14 protein-coding genes are annotated in these 20,890 nt (G+C 74.3%); 11 read left to right on the top strand and 3 right to left on the bottom strand.

Features of this window, described 5'->3' with window-relative positions; all coding sequences use genetic code 11:
- Positions 1-113: 113 nt before the first annotated feature.
- From egtA to ABTZ03_RS11680, 6 genes are all read left to right on the top strand, one after another.
- The gene (gene egtA / locus ABTZ03_RS11705) at positions 114-1,475 is read left to right on the top strand and encodes an ergothioneine biosynthesis glutamate--cysteine ligase EgtA (protein WP_502894437.1); all 1,362 of its coding nucleotides are present in this window, start codon (positions 114-116) and stop codon (positions 1,473-1,475) included.
- Positions 1,472-2,878, top strand: coding sequence for an ergothioneine biosynthesis protein EgtB (gene egtB / locus ABTZ03_RS11700; RefSeq protein ID WP_350512733.1), 1,407 nt, complete (start codon positions 1,472-1,474; stop codon positions 2,876-2,878). Before egtA ends, egtB begins: the two co-directional genes overlap by 4 nt.
- A complete protein-coding gene (gene egtC, locus ABTZ03_RS11695; RefSeq protein WP_350512732.1) occupies positions 2,878-3,627 on the top strand; it encodes an ergothioneine biosynthesis protein EgtC in 750 nt (249 codons plus the stop codon). Before egtB ends, egtC begins: the two co-directional genes overlap by 1 nt.
- Before the next feature lie 45 nt (positions 3,628-3,672).
- Positions 3,673-4,644 carry an L-histidine N(alpha)-methyltransferase gene (gene egtD, locus ABTZ03_RS11690; RefSeq protein ID WP_350512731.1) on the top strand — a complete coding sequence of 324 codons (972 nt, stop codon included), beginning with the start codon at positions 3,673-3,675 and terminating at the stop codon, positions 4,642-4,644.
- A 218-nt stretch (positions 4,645-4,862) separates the two neighbouring features.
- Positions 4,863-6,290 (top strand): sugar porter family MFS transporter, encoded by a 1,428-nt coding sequence (locus ABTZ03_RS11685; protein ID WP_502894442.1) that lies wholly within the window; start codon positions 4,863-4,865, stop codon positions 6,288-6,290.
- A gap of 265 nt (positions 6,291-6,555) precedes the next feature.
- The gene (locus ABTZ03_RS11680) at positions 6,556-7,731 is read left to right on the top strand and encodes a nitric oxide synthase oxygenase (protein WP_502894441.1); all 1,176 of its coding nucleotides are present in this window, start codon (positions 6,556-6,558) and stop codon (positions 7,729-7,731) included.
- Positions 7,732-7,788: 57 nt separating this feature from the next.
- On the opposite strand, the gene ABTZ03_RS11675 is transcribed toward ABTZ03_RS11680, so the two are convergent.
- Positions 7,789-8,442 carry a TetR/AcrR family transcriptional regulator gene (locus ABTZ03_RS11675; protein ID WP_350512728.1) on the bottom strand — a complete coding sequence of 218 codons (654 nt, stop codon included), beginning with the start codon at positions 8,440-8,442 and terminating at the stop codon, positions 7,789-7,791.
- A 126-nt stretch (positions 8,443-8,568) separates the two neighbouring features.
- Here ABTZ03_RS11675 and ABTZ03_RS11670 point away from each other — a divergent pair, with 126 nt between their 5' ends.
- The 4 genes from ABTZ03_RS11670 to ABTZ03_RS11655 all read left to right on the top strand — a co-directional run bounded on the left by ABTZ03_RS11670 (position 8,569) and on the right by ABTZ03_RS11655 (position 13,666).
- Positions 8,569-9,732 (top strand): acyl-CoA dehydrogenase family protein, encoded by a 1,164-nt coding sequence (locus ABTZ03_RS11670; RefSeq protein WP_350512727.1) that lies wholly within the window; start codon positions 8,569-8,571, stop codon positions 9,730-9,732.
- 122 nt (positions 9,733-9,854) lie between these two features.
- Positions 9,855-11,054: a thiolase family protein gene (locus ABTZ03_RS11665; protein WP_350512726.1), complete on the top strand. Its 1,200-nt coding sequence runs from the start codon at positions 9,855-9,857 to the stop codon at positions 11,052-11,054.
- Positions 11,055-11,154: 100 nt separating this feature from the next.
- Positions 11,155-11,913, top strand: coding sequence for a 3-oxoacyl-ACP reductase FabG (fabG, locus tag ABTZ03_RS11660; protein ID WP_350512725.1), 759 nt, complete (start codon positions 11,155-11,157; stop codon positions 11,911-11,913).
- 346 nt (positions 11,914-12,259) lie between these two features.
- Positions 12,260-13,666: a S53 family peptidase gene (locus ABTZ03_RS11655; RefSeq protein WP_350512724.1), complete on the top strand. Its 1,407-nt coding sequence runs from the start codon at positions 12,260-12,262 to the stop codon at positions 13,664-13,666.
- 189 nt (positions 13,667-13,855) lie between these two features.
- Here the strand turns inward: ABTZ03_RS11655 and ABTZ03_RS11650 are convergent, their stop codons facing one another.
- On the bottom strand, positions 13,856-15,976 hold the full coding sequence (locus tag ABTZ03_RS11650) for a hypothetical protein (RefSeq protein WP_350512723.1): 2,121 nt from the start codon (positions 15,974-15,976) through the stop codon (positions 13,856-13,858).
- A 172-nt stretch (positions 15,977-16,148) separates the two neighbouring features.
- Here ABTZ03_RS11650 and ABTZ03_RS11645 point away from each other — a divergent pair, with 172 nt between their 5' ends.
- The gene (locus tag ABTZ03_RS11645) at positions 16,149-16,682 is read left to right on the top strand and encodes an HAD domain-containing protein (RefSeq protein ID WP_350512722.1); all 534 of its coding nucleotides are present in this window, start codon (positions 16,149-16,151) and stop codon (positions 16,680-16,682) included.
- 131 nt (positions 16,683-16,813) lie between these two features.
- Here the strand turns inward: ABTZ03_RS11645 and ABTZ03_RS11640 are convergent, their stop codons facing one another.
- The gene (locus ABTZ03_RS11640; RefSeq protein ID WP_350512721.1) at positions 16,814-20,722 is read right to left on the bottom strand and encodes an AfsR/SARP family transcriptional regulator; all 3,909 of its coding nucleotides are present in this window, start codon (positions 20,720-20,722) and stop codon (positions 16,814-16,816) included.
- Positions 20,723-20,890: the final 168 nt, after the last annotated feature.

Genomic DNA, 20,890 nt, shown 5'->3' with positions numbered 1-20,890 from the left:
CGCCACGCCCCTGACCTGCGGATACGAACATTCACGCGATATTTGCGAAGCACCCCCGCATGCTCCGTAGCAGACTGGGCAGGGTAGACCGGGCCGCAATCGTGATCCCGAGGATGGTGAGTCCGGTGATACCGATATCCCGCACCACTCCGCCCGACCGGCAGAGCGCACCACCGCCCCCGACGGGGGTGACCCCGCTGACCGAATCGGGGGCGCGCAGCCACGTGTCGGGCGTCTGTTTCAAGATCGGACCGCCCCGACTGGTGGGTGTCGAGGTCGAGTGGTTCGTCCACGACGATCGATGTCCCAGTCGACCCGTACCGCCGGAACTGCTCCACGCCGCGCTGGACTCGCTGCCCCTCGGCGGCCCGGACGGCACCTCGCTCCCCTCCGGTTCGCGCCTCACGCTCGAACCCGGCGGACAGGTAGAGCTCAGCTCCCCGCCCGCCACCGGCCTCCTGGCCTGCGTCGAGGACACCCGACGCGATCTGACCGCCCTGCGGGCCGCCTTCGCGGCCCAGGGTCTTCGACTCACCGGCACCGGGACGGACCCGCTGGCCCGCCCCCGACGGATGGTGCTGGACCACCCCCGCTACCTCGCGATGGAGCGCTTCTTCGAGTCGGCCGGGCCCTGGGGCCGGGTCATGATGACCGGTACCGCCTCCGTGCAGGTGTGCCTGGACGCCGGCGAGGCGGCCGGTCCGCACGCGGTCGAACGGCGCTGGCAGCTGGTCCACCGACTGGGCCCGGTGCTGGTCGCGGCCTTCGCCAACTCCCCTCTCCTGGACGGGAAACCGACCGGTCACCGGTCCACCCGGCAGACCGTGTGGTCCCGGATGGACCCGAGCCGCACCCTCGCCCCGGAGCCGGACCACGGCGACCCGCGCGAGGCCTGGGCGCAGTACGTGCTGAACGCCGAAGTCCTGTGCGTACGACGGCCGGAGGGGCAGCCGTGGACCGCGCCGCCCGGCCTGACCTTCCGGGACTGGATCCGCGGCGGAGGTGAACGCCCGCCCACCCTGGCCGACTTGACGTACCACTGCACCACCCTGTTCCCGCCGGTGCGCCCGCGCGGCCACCTGGAGCTGCGGATGATCGACGCCCAGCCCGGCGACGGCTGGGTGGTGCCCACCGCCCTGGTCACCGCGCTGCTGGACGACCCGGTGGCCGCCGACACCGCGCTCGACGCGCTGGCTCCCCTGGACCGCCCGACCGGCCCGCGACCGCCGCGCAGCGACGTCTGGCTCCGCGCCGCCACCCTGGGCGTCGCCGACCCCGAGCTGCGCCGGGCCGCGCTCACCTGCTTCGCCGCCGCCGACGCCGCGCTGGGCCGCCTGCCCGGCGCCGGACGGCTGCGCGCCACCCTCGCCGAGTTCGCCGAGCGCTACCCCGCGCGCGGCCGCTGCCCGGCCGACGATCAGCTGGACGCCCTGCGCACCGGCACCCGACGCACTCCTCCGGAGGAGGCACCATGACCGACGTCCGACCGACCGCCGCCCCCGGGACACCCCACACGGGCGCCCCGGGCACCCCGGACGCCACGCACGGCACGGCCGGCGCCGGCCGCACCGGCACCGAGGCGCTGCGCGAGACCATCGCCGCCGAGCTGCTGGCCGCCCGCGCCCGGACGGCCGTGCTGACCGACTGCGTCGGGGACGCCGACCTCACCGCCCAGCACTCGCCGCTGATGTCCCCGCTAGTCTGGGACCTCGCGCACATCGGCAACCAGGAGGAGCTCTGGCTGCTGCGCAACGTGGGCGGCCGCGACCCGATGCACCCGGAGATCGACCCGCTGTACGACGCGTTCCAGCACCCCCGGGCCGAGCGCCCCAGCCTGCCGCTGCTGCCGCCCGCCGAGGCCCGCGCCTACGCCCACGAGGTGCGCGGCCGGGTGCTGGACCTGCTGGCCGCCAGCCCGCTGGAGGGCGCGCCGCTGCTGGACGCCGGGTTCGCCTTCGGGATGATCGCCCAGCACGAGCAGCAGCACGACGAGACGATGCTGATCACCCACCAGCTCCGCACCGGCGAGCCCGCCCTGGCCGCTCCCCCGCCACCGCCCGCACCCGCCGACGCGGCCACCCTGCCGGCCGAAGTCCTCGTCCCCGCAGGCCCGTTCACCATGGGCACGGACACCGAGCCGTGGGCCCTGGACAACGAGCGCCCGGCGCACCCCGTCGACCTGCCGGCCTACTTCCTGGACACCACCCCGGTCACCAACGCCGCCTACCAGCGCTTCATCGCCGACGGCGGCTACGACCAGCCGCACTGGTGGAGCGCGGAGGGCTGGGAGCACCGCCGACGGGCCGACCTGACCGCCCCGCTGTTCTGGAAGCGGGAGGACGGCCAGTGGCTGCGCCGCCGCTTCGGTTCGGTCGAGCCGGTGCCGCCGAACGAGCCGGTGCTGCACGTCAGTTGGTACGAGGCGGACGCCTACGCCCGCTGGGCCGGGCGACGGCTGCCGACCGAGGCCGAGTGGGAGAAGGCGGCCCGGCACGACCCGGCCACCGGCCGCTCGCGCCGCTACCCGTGGGGTGACGGCCCGCCCGGCCCCGAGCACGCCAACCTCGGCCAGCGGCACCTGCGCCCGGCCGCCGCCGGCAGCTACCCGGCGGGACAGTCCCCCTACGGGGTACGGCAGTTGATGGGCGACGTATGGGAGTGGACGGCCAGCGACTTCCACCCCTACCCGGGCTTCCGGGCCTGGCCGTACCAGGAGTACTCGGAGGTCTTCTTCGGGCCCGAGTACAAGGTGCTGCGCGGCGGCTGCTTCGCGGTGGCGCCGGTCGCCTGCCGGGGCACCTTCCGCAACTGGGACTACCCCGTGCGGCGGCAGATCTTCGCCGGCTTCCGCACCGCGCGCGACGCGGAGCGGGCCTGATGTGCCGCCATCTCGCCTACCTGGGCGAGCCACTGGCACCGCGGGACCTGCTGGTGCACCCGCCGCACGCGCTGTACCGGCAGTCCTGGGCGCCCCGGAGCCAGCGGTACGGGACGGTCAACGCGGACGGCTTCGGCCTGGGCTGGTACGCGGACGGCGACGAACTGCCCGCCCGCTACCGCCGGGCCGGGCCGATCTGGGCCGACGCGACCTTCGCCGACCTCGCCCGGGTGATCCGCACCCGGGCGCTGCTGGCGGCCGTCCGCTCCGCCACCGAGGGCTGCGCGGCGGGCGAGGCGGCGGCCGCGCCGTTCGCCGCCGGACGCTGGTTGTTCAGCCACAACGGCGCGGTGGCCGGCTGGCCCGGCAAGCTGGACGCGCTCGCCGCCCTGCTGCCGCCCGCCGAGCTGCTGGAACTGGAGGCCCGGAGCGACTCGGCCCTGCTGTGGGCACTGACCCTGCACCGGCTGCGCCGGGGCGCGGAGCTCGGCGAGGCCCTGGCGGCCACGGTGGCGGACGTCGCCGCGCACACCACCGGCCGGCTCAACCTGCTGCTCACCGACGGCACCGCGATCGCCGCCACCGCCTGGGGCGACACCCTGCACCGCCGCGAGCTGCCCGGCCTCGGCACGGTGGTGGCCTCCGAGCCGTACGACGACGAGCCGGGCTGGACCCCCGTCCCGGACGGCTCCCTGCTGCTGGTCGATGCCGCGGGCGTCCGGGTCCGACAGCTCCCCAGTCACTACTGACCCTCCACTCTCCCTTCATCTTCTGAACAGAGGAACCACCCTGTCATGGACACATTCGATCTCACCCGACTGCTGCCCGCCGACCACTTCAGCACCGCGCTGCACCACGACGTCCGGCACGGGCTGACCGCCGAACCCAAGTGGCTGCCGCCGAAGTGGTTCTACGACGCCCGGGGCAGCGAGCTGTTCGAGGAGATCACCCGGCTGCCCGAGTACTACCCGACCCGCGCCGAGCGGGCCATCCTGGCCGCCCGGGCCGACGAGATCGCCGCCGCCACCCGGGCCCGCACCCTGGTCGAGCTCGGCTCCGGCTCCTCCGAGAAGACCCGGCTGCTGCTGGACGCGCTGCGCTCGCGCGGCGACCTGGAGACCTACGTCCCGGTGGACGTCAGCGAGAGCGCGCTGACCGCGGCCGGCACCGCGCTCGCCGCCGAGTACCCCGGACTGGCCGTGCACGGCGTGCTCGCCGACTTCACCGCCCGGCTCGGCCTGCCCCCGGACGGCGCCCCCCGCCTGGTCGCCTTCCTCGGCGGCACCCTCGGCAACCTGCTGCCGCCGGAGCGCGCCGTCTTCCTGCGCCACCTGCGCTCCGCGCTCGACCCGGGCGACTTCCTGCTGCTCGGCACCGACCTGGTGAAGGACCCGGCGGTACTGGTCGCCGCCTACGACGACGGCGCCGGGGTGACCGCCGAGTTCAACCGCAACGTGCTCAACGTGCTCAACCGCGAGCTGGGCGCCGACTTCGACCCGGCCGCCTTCGAGCACGTCGCACTCTGGGACCCGGAGCGGGAGTGGATCGAGATGCGACTGCGCTCGCTGCGCGCGCAGACCGTGAAGATCCCGGCCCTGGACCTGCCGGTGCACTTCGACCGGGGCGAGGAGCTGCGCACCGAGGTCTCGGCCAAGTTCACCCGGGAGCGGGTGACCGGGGAGCTGGCCACGGCCGGACTGCGGCTCACCCACTGGTGGACCGACCCCGGGGGCCGGTTCGGGCTCTCGCTGTCCGCCCCGGCCTGAGCGGGTCACCCGGGGGTAACGGCCGGGCGCCAGTCCTGGGAAGCCGTGGGAAGCCATGGGAAGCCGCAGGAAGCTGCGCGAAGCTACGGGAAGCTCAATTTGCTTGTTCACCTTACGAATTCTCAGAGCAAAACTTGAGCTTCCACGTGTACAAGGCTTGAACGAATAGGGGTTACGATCTCGGCTACCGAGCTCAGCGTTGAGTACCAGGAGTCCAGATCGTGAGCGTCACCCAGAAGCCCTCCGGGGCGGCCGAGGCCACCGCGCCCGGCCGCCTCGGCTTCGTCGTCTTCATCACCGCCGCCGCGGCCCTCGGCGGCTTCCTGTTCGGCTACGACAGCTCCGTGATCAACGGCGCCGTCTCCGGCATCCAGGGGAAGTTCGGGGTCGGCAGCGGCGAGACCGGCCTGATCGTCTCCTCGGCGCTGCTGGGTTCGGCGGTCGGTGCCGCACTGGCCGGCCGGTTCGCCGACCGCTACGGCCGGATCAAGGTCATGAAGGCGGGCGCGCTGCTGTTCGCGGTCAGCGCCGTCGGCTCGATGCTGCCGTTCTCCCCCTGGGACCTCGCCCTGTGGCGCGTCCTCGGCGGTGCGGCCATCGGCATCGCCTCGGTGATCGCCCCGACCTACATCGCCGAGGTCGCGCCGACCAAGTACCGGGGCCGACTGGCCTCCTTCCAGCAGGCCGCGATCGTGCTCGGCATCGCGATATCCCAGCTGGTCAACTGGGTGCTGGCGGACGCCGCCGGCGGCGACACCCGCGGCCACCTGCTCGGCCTGGAGGCCTGGCAGTGGATGCTCGGCATCTGCGTCGTCCCGGCCGCGGTCTACTTCGTGCTGTCCTCGATGATCCCCGAGTCCCCGCGCTACCTGATCCAGGCCGAGCGCCTGGACGAGGCCCGCGCGGTGCTGGCCAAGGTCGAGGGCGAGGGCGTGGACGCCGACGCCCGGATCGCCGAGATCCGGACGCTGATCGCCTCCGACCACCGCCCGCGCTTCCGCGACCTGCTCGGCGGACGCTTCGGCCTGCTCCCGATCATCTGGGTCGGCATCGGGCTGTCGGTCTTCCAGCAGCTGGTCGGCATCAACGTGATCTTCTACTACTCGTCGATCCTGTGGCAGTCGGTCGGCATCGACCAGAGCAACTCGCTGCTGATCAGCTTCATCGGCTCGGTCATCAACATCCTCGGCACCGTGATCGCGATCCTGCTGGTCGACCGGATCGGCCGCAAGCCGCTCGCCCTGATCGGTTCGGCCGGTATGGCCGTCACCCTGGCCGCGGCGGGCTGGGCGTTCTCCTCCGCCACCGGCTCCGGCGACAACGTCTCGCTGCCCGACCTCCAGGGCACCGTCGCGCTGATCTCCGCCAACGCCTTCGTGCTGTTCTTCGCGATGTCCTGGGGCGTGGTCGTCTGGGTGATGCTCGGCGAGATGTTCCCCAACCGGATCCGCGCCGCCGCCCTCTCCGTCGCCGCCTCCGCGCAGTGGATCGCCAACTGGGTGATCACCGTGTCGTTCCCGTCGCTGTCGCGCTGGAACCTGTCGGCGACCTACCTGGTGTACGCGGCCTTCGCGGCGCTGTCGATCGTCTTCGTGGCGAAGTTCATGAAGGAGACCAAGGGCGTCCGACTGGAGGACATGGGCTGACCGGCCGCACGTCCGCCGGTCGTACGATCCGACCTTCGGCCCCCGCACCCTAGCGCGCTGAGCGCGGGTGCGGGGGCCGAATCGTTCACTCTCTGCGGCGGTCCGAGCACCTCCGGTACTCCTGTTCGGCAGGAGGGATGTGTCCTTGATCTTCAACCGGCTCCGCACCCGCAGAACCACCACCGCCCCGAGCGGCGGCTGTCCGTACGCCCACGCCCACACCGGGCCGGCCTTCATGCCACCGGCCTCCGTGCCACCGGCCTTCATGCCATCGGCCTCCGTGCCACCGGTCCGCCAATCGCCGCCGACCCCGGCTCCCGTGTCACCGGTCAGCCAACTTCCGCCCGCCCCACCGCCGTTCACCGACCCCGACCAGGCCGCCGGGTTCATCCGCCAGTTCCACCACGAGCAACCCGCCGCCGGCGACCCGGAGTCGAGGCTGCGCGCCGTGCGGGAGGAGATCGACCGCACCGGCAGCTACCGGCACACCCCCGAGGAACTCGCCTACGGCGCCAAGCTCGCCTGGCGCAACGCCGCCCGCTGCATCGGCCGGCTGTACTGGCGCAGCCTGGTGGTCCGCGACCTGCGCCACCTGTCCTCCCCCGACGACATCGCCGCCGAGTGCTTCGAGCACCTGCGGGTGGCGGGCAACGGCGGCCGGATCCGCCCGGTGGTCTCGGTGTTCGCCCCCGACCGCCCGGGCCGCCCGGCCGCGCGGATCCTCAACCAGCAACTGGTCCGCTACGCCGGGCACCACGACGCCGACGGTGCCGTGGTCGGCGACCCGGCGGGCGCCGCGCTCACCGCCCGGGCCCGCGAGCTCGGCTGGAAGTGCGCCGAGGACCGCTTCGAGCCGCTGCCGCTGCTGGTCCAGGAGCGCCCCGGCGAGCGGCCGCACTGGTACGAACTGCCGGACGACACCACCCTGGAGGTGCCGCTGAGCCACCCCGAGCACGGCTGGTTCGCCGAGCTCGGGCTGCGCTGGTACGCGGTGCCCGCGATCAGCGACATGACGCTGGAGATCGGCGGCGTCCGCTACCCCACCGCGCCGTTCAACGGCTGGTACATGGGCACCGAGATCGGCGCCCGCAACCTCGCCGACGCCGACCGCTACGACATGCTGGGCACCGTCGCCGAGCGGCTGGGCCTGGACACCTCCAGCGAACGTACCCTCTGGCGCGACCGCGCCCTGATCGAGCTCAACATCGCGGTGCTGCACTCCTTCCAGGAGGCCGGGGTGACCGTCGCCGACCACCACACCGAGTCGGAGCGCTTCCTCAAGCACGTCGCCCAGGAGCGGCGGCTCGGCCGTCCGACCCCGGCCGACTGGAGCTGGATCGTGCCCCCGGTCTCGGGCGGGCTGACCCCGGTCTACCACCGGTACTACGACCCGGTGGACGAGGAGCAGCGGCCGGCCTTCCTGGCCCGCGAGCCCTGGTAGGACCGTAGGACCGTCGGAAGGTCGGGGACCGCCGGAAGGTCGGGGACCGCCGGTGGGTCAGGCCCCCTGGGGGCGGGCGGCCAGGCGCTCGAAGCGCAGGACGAGCCCGTCCAGCAGTGCCTCCAACCCGGTCTCGAAGGCGCCTTCGTCGACCGTCCCCCGGTGCCCGGCGAGCCGGTGCGCCTCACCGAGGTGCGGGTAGTCGGCCGCGTCGTAGACCTCGGCGTCGGCCGGGAACCCGGCCGCGAAGGAGGCCAGCGCGGAGCCGGTGACGAAGTAGCGCATCAGCGCGCCGATCCGGGTGGCCTGGCCGCGCGGCCACCCGGCGTCCACCAGGTGCCCGAACACGGCGTCGGCCAGGCGCAGCGCGTTGGGCCGGCGCCCCGGCCCCTGGGCGAGCACCGGGACGATGTTGGGGTGGGCGGCCAGCGCGGCGCGGTAGGAGCGCGCCCAGTCGCGCAGCGCCTGCGGCCAGGGGGTGTCCCGGCCGTCGAACATCGACAGGTCGACTTCGCCGATGACGCTGTCCACCACCGCGTCCAGCAGCTCGTCCTTGGTGGCGAAGTGGTTGTAGAGCGACGGGCCGCTGACCGAGAGCTCGGCGGCGAGGCGACGGGTGGAGAGGGCCTCCGAGCCCTCGTCGTCGATCAGCCGCAGAGCCGCGGCGACGATGCGCTCGCGGCTGAGCAGCGGGGTGCGCGGGCGGGCCATCGGGTCGCTACCTCCGGTCGGGTGGGGCGGGGACCGATTCTGGCAGGTGCCCCTTCCCAGTGCGGGCGGGTCGGGGCTACAGTCCCAGTAAAACTTGCAGCGCTAGTTTAACTGGGTGGCACCGTTATGAATCTGGAGTTGTCCGAGGAACAGGGCGCCGTCCGGGACCTCGCCGCCGCGTTCACCGACCGCGAGATCGTTCCGTACGCCACCGAGTGGGACCGCGCCGAACAGGTCGACCGCGCGATCATCGGCAGACTCGGGAAGGTCGGCTTCCTCGGCCTGACCATCCCCGAGGAGTACGGCGGCAGCGGCGGCGACCACCTCGCGTACTGCCTCGTGCTGGAGGAACTCGGGCGCGGCGACTCGGCCGTGCGCGGGATCGTCTCGGTCTCGCTCGGCCTGGTCGGCAAGTCGATCAACGGCTTCGGCACCGAGGAGCAGAAGCGGCACTGGCTGCCCCGGCTCACCTCCGGCGAGGCCCTCGCCTGCTTCGCGCTCACCGAACCCGGCACCGGCTCGGACGCCGCCCACCTCACCACCCGGGCGGTGCGCGACGGCGGCGACTGGCTGATCACCGGCGCCAAGACCTTCATCACCAACGGCACCTGGGCCGACGTCGCCCTGGTCTTCGCCCGCACCGGCGGCGACCACCCCGAACAGCAGGGCCACCGGGGGATCACCGCCTTCCTGGTCCCCACCGACCTGCCCGGCTTCGGCCGCACCGAGATCCACGGCAAGCTCGGCCTGCGCGGCCAGGCCACCGCCGAACTCGCCCTGGACGGCGTCCGGGTGCCGGACAGCGCCCGGCTCGGCGAGCTCGGCAAGGGCTTCACGGTGGCGATGGCCGCACTGGCCAAGGGGCGGATGTCGGTCGCGGCGGGCTGCGTGGGTATCGCCCGCGCCTGCCTGGAGGCCGCCGTCCGCTACGCGGGCGAGCGCGAGCAGTTCGGAAAGCCGATCGCCTCGCACCAGCTCGTCCAGGAACTGCTGGCCGGCATCGCGGTGGACGTCGAGGCGGCCCGGCTGCTCACCTGGAAGGTCGCCGACCACATCGACCGCGGGCTCCCGTTCGCCACCGAGTCCTCCGTCGCCAAGCTGTACGCGAGCGAGGCCGCCGTCCGGGCCGCCAACAACGCGCTCCAGGTGTTCGGCGGCTACGGCTTCATCGACGAGTACCCCGTGGGCAAGTACCTGCGCGACGCCCGGGTGATGACCCTCTACGAGGGCACCAGCCAGATCCACCAGCTGCTCATCGGGCGCGCCCTGACCGGCGTCAACGCCTTCTGAGCCGCTCCGTTTACCCCCGGGCGCCCGCGCTCGGACACCGGAGAACCCGAACACCGGACACCCCGAACACCCGGACACCCCGAACACCAGACAGCCCGAACATCCGATAGAAGGAGCACGACGTGCGTCCTGTCTACTTCGCCGCCGCCCGCCGCACACCCATCGGCCGGCTGCGCGGAGCGCTCGCCACGGTCCGGCCGGACGACCTCTCGGCCACCGTGCTGCGGGCCCTGCTCGCCGACGTACCCGCCCTCGACCCGGCCCGGATCGACGACGTCTACTGGGGCGCCGCCAACCAGGCCGGCGAGGACAACCGCAACGCCGCCCGGATGGCCGTCCTGCTGGCCGGCCTGCCGGAGATCGTCCCCGGCGCCACCGTCAACCGGCTCTGCGCCTCCGGCCTGGAGGCCGTCACCCTCGCCGCCCGGGCCATCGGCTCCGGCGAGGCGGACGTGGTGCTGGCCGGCGGCTGCGAGTCGATGACCCGCGCGCCGTTCGTCCTGCCCCGCCCCGACGAGGCGCTGCCGCACCGGATCGAGACCTTCGACACCCGGCTCGGCTGGCGGCTCACCAACCCGCGGATGGCCGAACTGCACGGCGTGCTCAGCATGGGCGAGACCGCCGAGGAGGTGGCGGGCCGGTACGGCATCGGGCGCGAGCGCCAGGACGCCTTCGCGCTGCGCAGCCACCAGCGGGCCGCCGCCGCCCGCAAGGACGGGCACTTCGACGCCGAGCTGGTCCCGGTCGAGCGGCCGGACGGCGTGACGGTGAGCCAGGACGAGGGCATCCGCGAGGACACCAGCCTGGAGAAGCTGGCCCGCCTCAAGCCCGCCTTCCGCCCCGGCGGCACCGTCACGGCCGGGAACGCCTCGCCGATGAACGACGGCGCGGCCGGGCTGCTCCTGGTCGGCGAGGAGGCGCTGCACGACCTCGGACTGCAGCCGCTCGGCCGGTACGTGGCCGGGGCCTCGGCCGGGGTGCACCCGGACGTGATGGGCATCGGGCCGGTGCCGGCCACCGCCAAGGTGCTCGGACGGGCCGGGTGGAGCCTCGCCGACCTGGACACCGCCGAGCTGAACGAGGCCTTCGCCGCCCAGGCGCTGGCCTCCGCCGACGGCATCGGGTTCAGCCCGGAGCGGGCCGACGAGGTGGTCAACCCGAGCGGCGGGGCGATCGCCCTCGGCCACCCGCTGGGCGGCTCGGGCGCCCGCATCCTCACCACCCTGCTGCACCGCATGCGCCGCACCGGCGCCCGGCGCGGTCTGGCCACGATGTGCGTGGGCGTGGGGCAGGGTACGGCCGTGCTGGTCGAGCACGTCTGAGTCCCGGAAGGGACCAGCGGGTCCCGGCAAGGGCTCCGAATGAGCCCGGAATGAGCCCGGAGCATCCGGGGAGTCTCCAGTGAACGAAGGAGGAAGCGGCATGGCACGTTTCGCGGGGAAGGTCGCCGTGGTGACCGGCGCGGCGCAGGGCATCGGTGCGGCCACCGCCCGGCGGCTGGCGGAGGAGGGCGCGACCGTCGCGGTGGTCGACCTGACCGCCGACCGGGCGGCCGGGACGGTCGCCGAGATCACCGCCAAGGGCGGCACCGCCCGGGCCTACGGCTGCGACGTGGCCGACTACGACGCCGTCGACGCGGTGTTCGCCCTGGTCGTGGAGGAACTCGGCGGGCTGCACGTCCTGGTGAACAACGCCGGGATCACCCGGGACAACCTGTTCTTCAAGATGCCCAAGGCCGACTGGGACGCCGTCCTGACGGTCAACCTGACCAGCGCGTACAACTGCAGCCACGTGGCGCAGAAGTACATGGTGGCGCAGAAGTACGGGAAGATCGTCTCGCTCAGCTCGCGCTCCGCCCTCGGCAACCGGGGCCAGGCCAACTACGCGGCCGCCAAGGCCGGCATCCAGGGGCTCACCGCCACCCTGGCGATCGAGCTCGGGCCGTTCAACATCAACGTCAACGCCGTCGCCCCCGGCTACATCGCCACCCCGATGACGGCCGCCACCGCCGAACGGGTCGGCGCCACCGCCGAGGACCACCAGACCGAGGTGGCCGCCCGGACGCCGCTGCGCCGGGTCGGTCAGCCGGAGGAGGTCGCCTCGGTGGTGGCCTTCCTGGCGAGCGAGGAGGCCTCGTACGTCAGCGGCCAGACGCTGTACGTCAACGGCGGGGCCCGGTAGCTCCGACTTGCTCCGGCTTGCTCGGACTTGCCCGGCTCGCTCCGGCTCACTCCGGTTGCCCGGGTCCGTCCCGGGCGTCTCCGGGCGGTCCGCTTGAGATGCGTGGGCGCTGGGTAGATACGGTTAATATTCATTGAATATTACTGACGTGTCATCACATGGCCGTCCCAGGTGGGTGGTTACTTTTCCCTGGGACGGCCTTTACCTTTTCGCGTAGCCGATCATGACCATGGGCCCGGTCGGGTGACCCCACCAAATGACTATGGCATGATCATGCGGCTCTCGATGGGATGTCCGAACCGACCCGACCGGACCTGGTCGGGCTCTCTGCGTCCCAAGGAGTCCCATGGGCAGCCCCGCCACCCTCCGCCGTGCCCTGGCTCTGCTCGCCGTGGGGGCCACCGCCCTCACCGCCGGCACCATCGCGGTACCGGCCGTCGGCGCCGCGACCGCCGCCCCCGCGTACGACTACTCGGGCGTCCACGTCCGCCCGGCCTCCTTCGGCCACCACCTCGCCACCTCGCACCCGGTGCCGCTGACCACCACCCAGTGCGTCAGCCAGGTCGGCATCCACTGCTACTCGCCGCTCCAGTACCAGACCGCCTACAACCTGGCGCCGCTGTACAAGGAGGGCATCACCGGCAAGGGCCGCACGATCGTCATCGTCGACTCCTTCGGCTCGCCGACCATCCAGCACGACCTGGAGGTCTTCGACAAGCAGTGGGGTCTGAAGGACACCCAGGTCGAGGTCCGCAAGTGGGGCAACGTCCCCGTCTTCGACCCGAAGAACTCCGACCACACCGGCTGGGCCGGCGAGACCACCCTGGACGTCGAGTACGCCCACGCGATCGCCCCCGACGCCCACATCGTCCTGGTCGAGACCGGCGTCGCCGAGACCGAGGGCACCACCGGCCTGCCCGAGATGATGGACGCCGAGAAGGACCTCATCAAGAAGGGCGTCGGCGACGTCATCTCGCAGAGCTTCGGCGCCACCGAGAACACCTTCCCGGGCTACGACAAGGGCGACTTCAAGTCGCTGACCGACCTGCGCTACGCCTTCAAGGCCGCCGCCGGGCGCAACGTCACCGTCCTCGGCGCCTCCGGCGACAACGGCGCGACCGACTCGCAGTCCAACGGCACCGACCTGTACCCGTTCAAGGTCAACTCCTGGCCGTCCTCGGACCCGCTGGTCACCTCGATCGGCGGCACCCAGCTGACCCTGGACGACAACGGCAACCGCACCGCGGCCGACAAGGTGTGGCACGACAAGTCCGGCGCCGGCGGCGGTGGCGTCTCGGGCGTCTTCCAGCGCCCGTGGTACCAGGCCGGCGTCGCGGACGTCACCGGTGAGCACCGCGGCACGCCCGACATCAGCATGAGCGCGGCCGTCGACGGCGCCGCCTGGACCTACGAGTCCTACGACCCGACCGCGGTCGGCTGGCACCTCACCGGTGGCACCAGCGAGGCCACCCCGCTGTTCTCGGGCATCGTCGCGCTCGCCGACCAGCTGGCCGGCCACCGCCTCGGCCAGATCAACCCGAGCCTGTACGGCCTGAGCCTGCTCCCGAGCAAGTGGAGCGGCATCGTCGACGTCAAGGACGGCGACAACGGCTGGGGCGGCGTCACCGGCTACAACGCGACCGAGGGCTACGACCTCGCGAGCGGCCTGGGCACCATCGACGGCGCCAAGTTCGTCCACGCGCTCGCCGGCGACATCCAGGGCGACGACAACAGCCAGGGCGACGAGCAGTAAGCAGTCGCGGCTGGTCGATGCATGACGGCTGACAAGTAACAGCGAACGGATGACAGATTTCAACATCTGTTATCCGTTCGCTGTTTTCTGTCGTCTGTTTTCTGTCAGCTGTTTTCTGTCAGCTGTTCGCTGTTCGCCGCCAACTGGCCGCCGGACAGCGGTCGTCGGCGCCTTACCGGCCGACCGGGCTCAGGCCTGGTCGGCCGCCGCCGGAGTGGCGGCCAGCTGCGCGAGATAGCGCTCGGCGGCGCGGAGCTTGCGGTTGTCGGGGCCCGGGAGGAAGGCCCGCAGCTCGATGATCTCCGGCGCGATCCGGAGGGCCTCCGCCCGGTCGGCGATCGAACGCCAGCAGGCTTCGGCGTTGGTGGCCGCCCGCTGGGTCTCCGGGTGGTCCGCCCCCTGCGAGCGGAGCAGCGTCAGGGCGACCTCGCGGTAGATGTCGGCCGCCTCGGCGGTTCGGCCCGCGAGCCGGCAGACGTGGGCGCGCACCTGGCGCACCTGAAGGACCGGCTCGGAGACGGCCCCGTGCTCGGCGATCGCCTCCAGTTCGAGGGCGAAGGCGAGATCGGTGGCGGCGGCGTGGTCCCCCGCGTCGGCGCTGCGGACGATCCGTCCGATGACCTCGCGGTAGTCCTCGCGCGGCGCGACGGCGGCCGGAGCGGGCGGCGGGGGCGGCACGTCGTACGGCACCGCGTCCCCGACCGCGACGGCGTCCGTCGGGACCTCGTCCTGCGGCACTTCGTCCGCGGGAACGACGTCCGGCGGCACCTCGTCCTCCGGGACGGCGTCCGGCGGCACCTCGTCCTCCGGGACGGCGTCCTGCGGCACCTCGTCCACCGGCACCTCGTCCTGGGGTTCCTCGGCCGCTGCCGCGTCCTCGGTGGCACCGCCGACGGCGTCCTCGGAGTCCTCCTCCAGCACGTCGGTGTCCGAGGTCTCGGGCTGGGCCTTGCGCAGCGTGACGCCCGCCGTGGACTCGGCCTCCGCCACCGACGGCACGGCGTCGGCGGGGCCGCCCTTGCTCAGGCGCACGTTCGGCTCCGCCTCGGCGGGCTGCTCGCCCGGCTTCAGCAGGCTGACCGGCCGGGAGGCCCGGGGCGGCGTGGGCGGCACACCGGGCTTGATCAGGCTCGCCGGGCCGCCGACCGGCGTGGTCGGCACCGGAGCCGCAGCCTCGACCGCAGCCGCAGCCGCAGCCGCCCGCTCGACCACGGCGTCCTGCGGCTCGGCCTGGCGCGGCAGCGACGGCACGGCGTCCGCGACCGGCGGCAGGTCCGCCACGGGCGGCGCGTCCGGCAGCGGCAGCAGCACCTCCGCCACCGGGGCCTCGCCCCGGCGGGCCGTGTTGCGGAAGACCGGGCGGTCCGGGGCGTGGGTGGCCAGGATGACCACGTCCGGCCGGAGCACCGAGTAGACCTGCTGGCGCAGTTGCTCGGGGGCGAGCACCTCGCCCGCACCCGGGCGACCGCCGTGCAGCGCCTCGATCAGGGCCCGGGTGAAGGTGCCGATCTGCTCCGGGTCGGGGCTGACCACCGCCCACAGCGGGATGCCCTCGCTGAGCGGCGAGACGGTGCCCTGGAGGTACGGCCAGGCGTTCTGGTCGGCGCTCAGGTCGGCGATGACCAGGGTCTGCCACTCGGCCGGACGGTGGCTCAGTTCGGCGGCGACGGCCTGCCAGGGCAGCCCGTCCTGCTTGGCGTCGCGCAGGGTGAGCTGCAGCTGCCCGCCGCGCTTGTCCGCGACCACGTGCCCGCCCAGGTGGACCAGCAGCGGCCCGGGGTGCCGGGAGGCGGCCCGCAGGTGGGCGAGGACGGTGTGCGGGTCACCGGCACCGGGGAGGTGGACGGCGTCCACCGCGTCCGCGGCCAGCAGCACCTGCGGCGAGACGGCGGCGAGCATCGCCGACAGCACCGGCGCCTGGGCGGCACCGCCCCGGCCCCAGGTGCGGCGGCCGGAGTTGCCGTAGCCGCCCTCGATCACCAGGATCCGGCCGCGCGGCGCCGCGCCCAGCCCGCCCGGGCCCGTCGGAGCCGAGCCGGCCGAGACCGACGCGGGAGAGGCCGGAGCGGGCCCGGCAGCGACCGGAGCCGCACCCGGCGCCGCAGCGCCCGCGGCGGGCAGGCCGGTGAGGGTCCACCCGGTGGGCGGCACCGGCGGGGCCGGGGGCACGGGCGGCGGTTCGTACAGTGCGGCGGGCCCGGGCGGGTGCTCCTCGGCGGGCTGGCGCGCGGGCGGCGGCGGTACGGCGTCCCAGGGGCCCGAGTCCGCGGTCGGCTCGGGACCTCCGGAAACAGCTGTCGTCTCCGCCATCTTCTGGTCACCGCCCCGCCCCGCCGCTGTCGCGGCGTCTGATGCCCCTGCTTTCGTGGTGCCTGCCACCACGTCCCGTGCGCGCCACCCTACGAGATCGCGGCACACCCGAGCCAGGCCGGGTGGTCGATCGGCGCGCCACACCGTCGGCACCGGCCGCTATCGTGCCGTCATGACCGGCTCCGTCCTCCCCCTGCTGTTCCTCGACGTCGACGGACCGCTCATCCCCTTCGGCGCCCCACCCCCCGGCGGCCACCCCGAGTTCCCGGGCCCGACCGGGGGCAATCCGCTGGTGGCCCGGGTCGATCCGGGCCTCGGACCGCGGCTGCTCCGCCTGCCCTGCGAACTGGTCTGGGCCACCACCTGGTTGACGGACGCCGACGCCTGCCTCGCGCCCCGGCTCGGCCTGCCGCACCTGCCGTACGTGGACTGGCCGGTCACGGACGAACCGGATCAACCGGATCAACCGGGCGTGCCGAACGGAGGCACCGGGGGCGGCGCCCAACTGCACTGGAAGACCCGTACCTTGGTCGCCCGGGCGGGCGGGCGCCCGTTCGCCTGGGTGGACGACGAGATCACCCCGGCCGACCGCCGCTGGGTCCGGGCCCACTCCCCCGCGCCCGCACTGCTGCACCGCGTCGATCCCCAAGTCGGCCTCACCGGGACCGACTTCGCCGCCCTCGACGCTTGGCTGCGGACGGTCTGACCCGGGCGCGTCCCGGACCGGCCGCAGTGTTCACCGTCGGACCGCCGCCAAGTCGCGGCGGCCATCGCCGACTTGGCCACGTCATCCGGCCGGGACGTCCACCCGGGCCACCACCTCCCTGCCGAGCCGGGTCAGGAGCCGGCCAGTAGGTCGCGGAGCAGGGCGACCGTGTCGGCGTCGAGGTCCCGGCCGGTCCGGCGGCTCAGCGCGTCGAGGCGGTTGACGGCGCGCAGGAGCTGGTCGCGCGCGCCGGCCGAGGCGTAGGCGTAGAAGAGGTCCCGGTGCAGGAGTTCGACGTCCGGGGCGACGGCCAGACCGCGGAAGACGGCCGCCTCGGCGCTGCGGTGGTCGCCGTACTGGAGGCGGCGGGCGGCGAGTTCGTGGGCGGTGTCGACGATCGCCGCGATCATGTCCTGGCGCTCCGCCTCGGCCCAGCCGTACGAGGCCGGCGGCGCCTCGGCGAACGGGGCGCCGCGGACCAGGGCCAGCGCGTGGGCGAGGGCGGCGTCGGCGGTCGCGCTGGTGCTGCGCATGCCGCGCCGGTAGAGGCTGCGGAACTCGTCCCAGTCGCAGGTGACGGCCGGGGCGAAGGCGTAGCCCTCGGTGGACTCGGTGGGCAGGTAGACGCGGCCCTCCGGCGAGCTGCCGAACCAGGCCGCCAGGTCGGCGAGTTTGGCCGGGAGCGGGCTCCTGGCGTCGGCGGTGGTGGGGTGCGGGTCGAGGTGCGCGGCGCCCGGGTGGAGGTCGTGGTCGAGCGCCTGGTGGTCGGCGCCCGGGCGCAGCGCGAGGTAGACGGCGAGCTCGGTGAGCCGGCCCAGCGCGCCCGGTTCGACCGCGCCGGGGGTGCCGGCCACGTCGACCGGGCCGAGCAGTCGGATCCGGGGGGCGTTGCGCGGCGAGTGCGCCTCCGGGGAGCGGAGGATGGCCAGCAGGTCGTCGCTGTCGCTGCGGCCGGGGGTGGTCCGGGCGACCGGGGCGGCGGCCGCCGGGCCGGGCTCCGGCGCGGGCTCCGGCCGGGCCGGGACGCGCGGGTCGACACCGGTGGGCGCGGAGGCGCTCTGGTGCGTCGGCGCCGGCTCGGCGGTCGCCGGCGGCAGGACGGGCACGGCGGGTGCCGGGGGCAGCACGGGCGGCTGCGGGGCCACCGGCCGTACGGGCTGGACCGGGGCCACCACGACCGGTGCCTCCGCCGTCGTCGGGGCCGCCTCGGCGGTCCCGGCCGTACCGGCGGGTCCCGTGGCTGCGGTGGTACCGGCCGTTGCGGCCGTTCCGGCGGTTGCCGCGGGCTCGGTCGCCTCGGCGGGCGCGCCCGTCCCGTCGGGCTCGGCCGGCCGCCTCAGGTCACGGGTGGCCTCGTCGGCGGGCTGCTCGGTCCCGGTGGCCGCCTGACGCCCCTGCCCGTTGACGGCGAACCGCGCCGGACCGGCCGAGGTCGGCACCGGAACCGGTACGGGAGCAGCGGTCGGCACCGGAGCGGGCACGGGCACGGGCGAGACCGGGTCGGTGCCCGCGAAGGGGCTGGCGCCGGTCCCGATGACCCGGGCCAGCAGCCGGGGTCCGGCGGCCGGCTCCGTCCCCTCCTCGACCGTCGCACCCGGAGCGCCGACGGCGGCCAGGACCGGTACGGTGAGCGGCAGTTCGGTGGTGTCGGGGTCCTCGTCCAGGTCCGGGTCGAGGCCCGGGCCGTCCAGGGTCCAGGCGGGCGCCGGGTGTTGGGTGGTGTCGTCGGCGGCCCGGAGCAACTCGGCGACCTGGTCGTACTGGTGGTCGTCCAGCCGCTGGAGCTCGACGGTCAGGTGCAGGCCGGGAACGGCGGCCTGGCCGGTGGTCGGCAGCGTCCAGCGGGCCACCGGTCCGGTGCCGCGCTCCGGGGCACGGGTGATGACGGCGACGCAGGTGCGCGGGCGGGCGTCCAGCAGGCGGCCGAGTTCGGCCGGGGTGTCGCCGCCGGGCTGCTGGGCGCAGAGCACGATCTCCGGCACCCAGGACTCGTCCGCCTGGCCCCGGCTGCGGGCCTCGCGCGGGCTGGTGGCCTCGGCCGCGACCAGGGTGGCGCGGGCCTTGGCGGTGCGCGGGCCGAGGGCGGCCAACGCGGCCTCCAGGGTGGGGTGGCGGTGGATCCGCTCGGCGGCCGGCCCGGTGATCGCCACCTCCTCGGCGAGGTCCACCAGGTGCAGGTGGAGCTTGTCGGCCAGCGGGCTGTGGGCGAGCTCGATGGCGAGGGTGCGCAGCACGTCGCGGGCGTCGTCGGGGTGCCCGGACAGGTGGAGCAGCCGGACCGCCTCCAGGTCGGCGAGCACCACCGATCCGTCCGGCGAGGTGCCCAGGGTGACCAGCGCGGGGTAGGGCGCGGCGGTCTTGCGGGCCTGGGCGGGGTTCAGCAGGTCGCCGGATTCGTCGCTGCACCACCAGACGTTGGCGGCGTGCGCCGCGCGGAACGGCGAGATCGGGGTGGCCGGGCCGGACAGGTGCAGCTCGATGGTGTGGTCGGGGGTGATCCGGGCCGCGACGATCGCGGGCAGCCGCTTGCCGCCGCGCACGACGTTGCGGGCCAGGGTGCGCAGGGCGCGGTCCAGCAGCTCCAGGCCGGCCTGGTCCTGGCGGACCAGCAGCTCGTTCTCGAAGGCGGCGGCCTCGGCGTCGGGCATCGCGATGCGGTGCCGGGGGCGGCGGGCGCGCAGCTGGGTGCCGCGCTTGTAGGCGACGGTGCCGACCATGATGGCGGCCAGCAGGACGCCCACGGTGGAGGCGCCGAGCGCGACGCTGTAGTCGTCGCTGGGTGCCGGTTCGGCGTGCGCGACCGGGGCGGGGGCGGGGGTGTGGGCGGGCGCCTGGGACGGTGCGGAGGCCTGCGCCGACGGGGTCTGGGTCGCCGGGGCCTGGGTCGCCGGGGCCGGCGCGGGCGTGGCCGCGGGAGCGGGCGCCGGATCGGCAGCGGCCCCGGAGCCCGAACCGGACGCGGGCGCGGGGGCGGGGGCGGGGGTCGGCGCGGCCGTCCCCGGGACGGTGAGCACCATCCCCGGTTCCAGCACGTCCGGATCGGTCAGCCGCTCACCGTCCGGGGCCTGCACGCCCTTGTTCGCCTCGAACAGCTTCGGCCAGGCCTCGCCGTCCCCCAACTCCCGCTGGGCGATGGCCGACAGGCTGTCCCCGGACCGCACGGTCACCGTCTTCTGCCCGCTCGGCGCCGGCTCCGTCCCGGCCTGCGGCACCTGGGCCGCGGCCGGAGCCTCGCCCTGGCCCTGCTCGGGAGCCGGGGCCGGGGCCGGGGCCTGGGCCTGGTCCGGTGCGGGCGTCTGGGCCTGGGGCTGCGCCCCGTCCGGCTTGGCGTCCGCCGGCATCAACAGCTCCCAGCCGGGCTGGATCGGCCGCTCCGCGTCGAACGTGCTGCCCGAATCCCCCATCGCCCGGCCCTCGTTGAGCTTGGCGATCTCCACCCAGCGCTCTCCGGAGCCCAGTTGGCGCTCCGCGATGGACCACAGGCTGTCGGCCGGACGGCTGTCCCGCACGGTGTAGGTGGGGTGCTGGTCCGCCGCCGGGGCCAGCGCCGGCGCCGAGGCCGCGGCGGGCAGCGCCGCCCGCTGCACGCCGGGGCTCAACTGCGCCTGGGCGACCGGGGTGTGGGCCAGCTCCGGCACCGCGGCGAAGGCCGATCCGGCCACCGGAAGCAGCGCGAGCACCGAGCCGACCAGCCCGGCCGCGATCCGCTGGCTCCAGCCGAAGGCCGGGATGCGGCGGGCGATCCGGCCGCGCAGCTGAGCCGGGATCTCCAGCAGGACGGAGAGCGCGAAGCACGCCCAGGCCAGCCAGCCGACCACCACCAGCAGCCAGAGGAACAGCCGCCCGTCGTCCGGACTGGTGAGCGCCTCGCCCACCCCGCCGGACGCGACGTCGCCCATCGAGGCGACCGCCTGGGTGCCGTACAGCAGCAGGGCGGGGACGCCGAACAGCAGGGCGAGCAGGGTGACCAGCGCGCCGAGCGCGGCGATCAGCGCACCGCCGCGGCCGGCCCGGCGCCCGGGCCGGGCGTGCCCTCTCACGCTTCGCCGCCCGCCCTTCCCGCTCCCGCCCGAACCGGTCCCACCCGAACCGGATCCACTCGAACCGGATCCGCCCGGACCGGTCCTCCTGGAACCGGATCCACCCGAGCCGGTCACGCCCGGGCCGGTACGGGTCTGGGCAGTACGGGCCTGGTCCTTGGCACGTGG

This window comes from Kitasatospora sp. NPDC096077 (assembly GCF_040303245.1).
Taxonomy (GTDB): Bacteria; Actinomycetota; Actinomycetes; order Streptomycetales; family Streptomycetaceae; genus Kitasatospora.
The sequence above is the reverse complement of the archived record's forward strand: the minus strand, read 5'-3'. Positions and strand labels throughout refer to the sequence as shown.

Bases quoted from the DNA above. Each gene is read 5' to 3' on its own strand.
- ABTZ03_RS11680 (WP_502894441.1), top strand. From the start codon at position 6,556: ATGCCATCGGCCTCCGTGCCACCGGTCCGCCAATCGCCGCCGACCCCG.
- ABTZ03_RS11645 (WP_350512722.1), top strand. From the start codon at position 16,149: ATGACCGGCTCCGTCCTCCCCCTGCTGTTCCTCGACGTCGACGGACCG.
- egtC (WP_350512732.1), top strand. From the start codon at position 2,878: ATGTGCCGCCATCTCGCCTACCTGGGCGAGCCACTGGCACCGCGGGAC.
- ABTZ03_RS11650 (WP_350512723.1), bottom strand. From the start codon at position 15,976: ATGGCGGAGACGACAGCTGTTTCCGGAGGTCCCGAGCCGACCGCGGAC.
- egtD (WP_350512731.1), top strand. From the start codon at position 3,673: ATGGACACATTCGATCTCACCCGACTGCTGCCCGCCGACCACTTCAGC.
- ABTZ03_RS11655 (WP_350512724.1), top strand. From the start codon at position 12,260: ATGGGCAGCCCCGCCACCCTCCGCCGTGCCCTGGCTCTGCTCGCCGTG.
- egtA (WP_502894437.1), top strand. From the start codon at position 114: ATGGTGAGTCCGGTGATACCGATATCCCGCACCACTCCGCCCGACCGG.
- ABTZ03_RS11675 (WP_350512728.1), bottom strand. From the start codon at position 8,442: ATGGCCCGCCCGCGCACCCCGCTGCTCAGCCGCGAGCGCATCGTCGCC.
- fabG (WP_350512725.1), top strand. From the start codon at position 11,155: ATGGCACGTTTCGCGGGGAAGGTCGCCGTGGTGACCGGCGCGGCGCAG.
- ABTZ03_RS11670 (WP_350512727.1), top strand. From the start codon at position 8,569: ATGAATCTGGAGTTGTCCGAGGAACAGGGCGCCGTCCGGGACCTCGCC.
- egtB (WP_350512733.1), top strand. From the start codon at position 1,472: ATGACCGACGTCCGACCGACCGCCGCCCCCGGGACACCCCACACGGGC.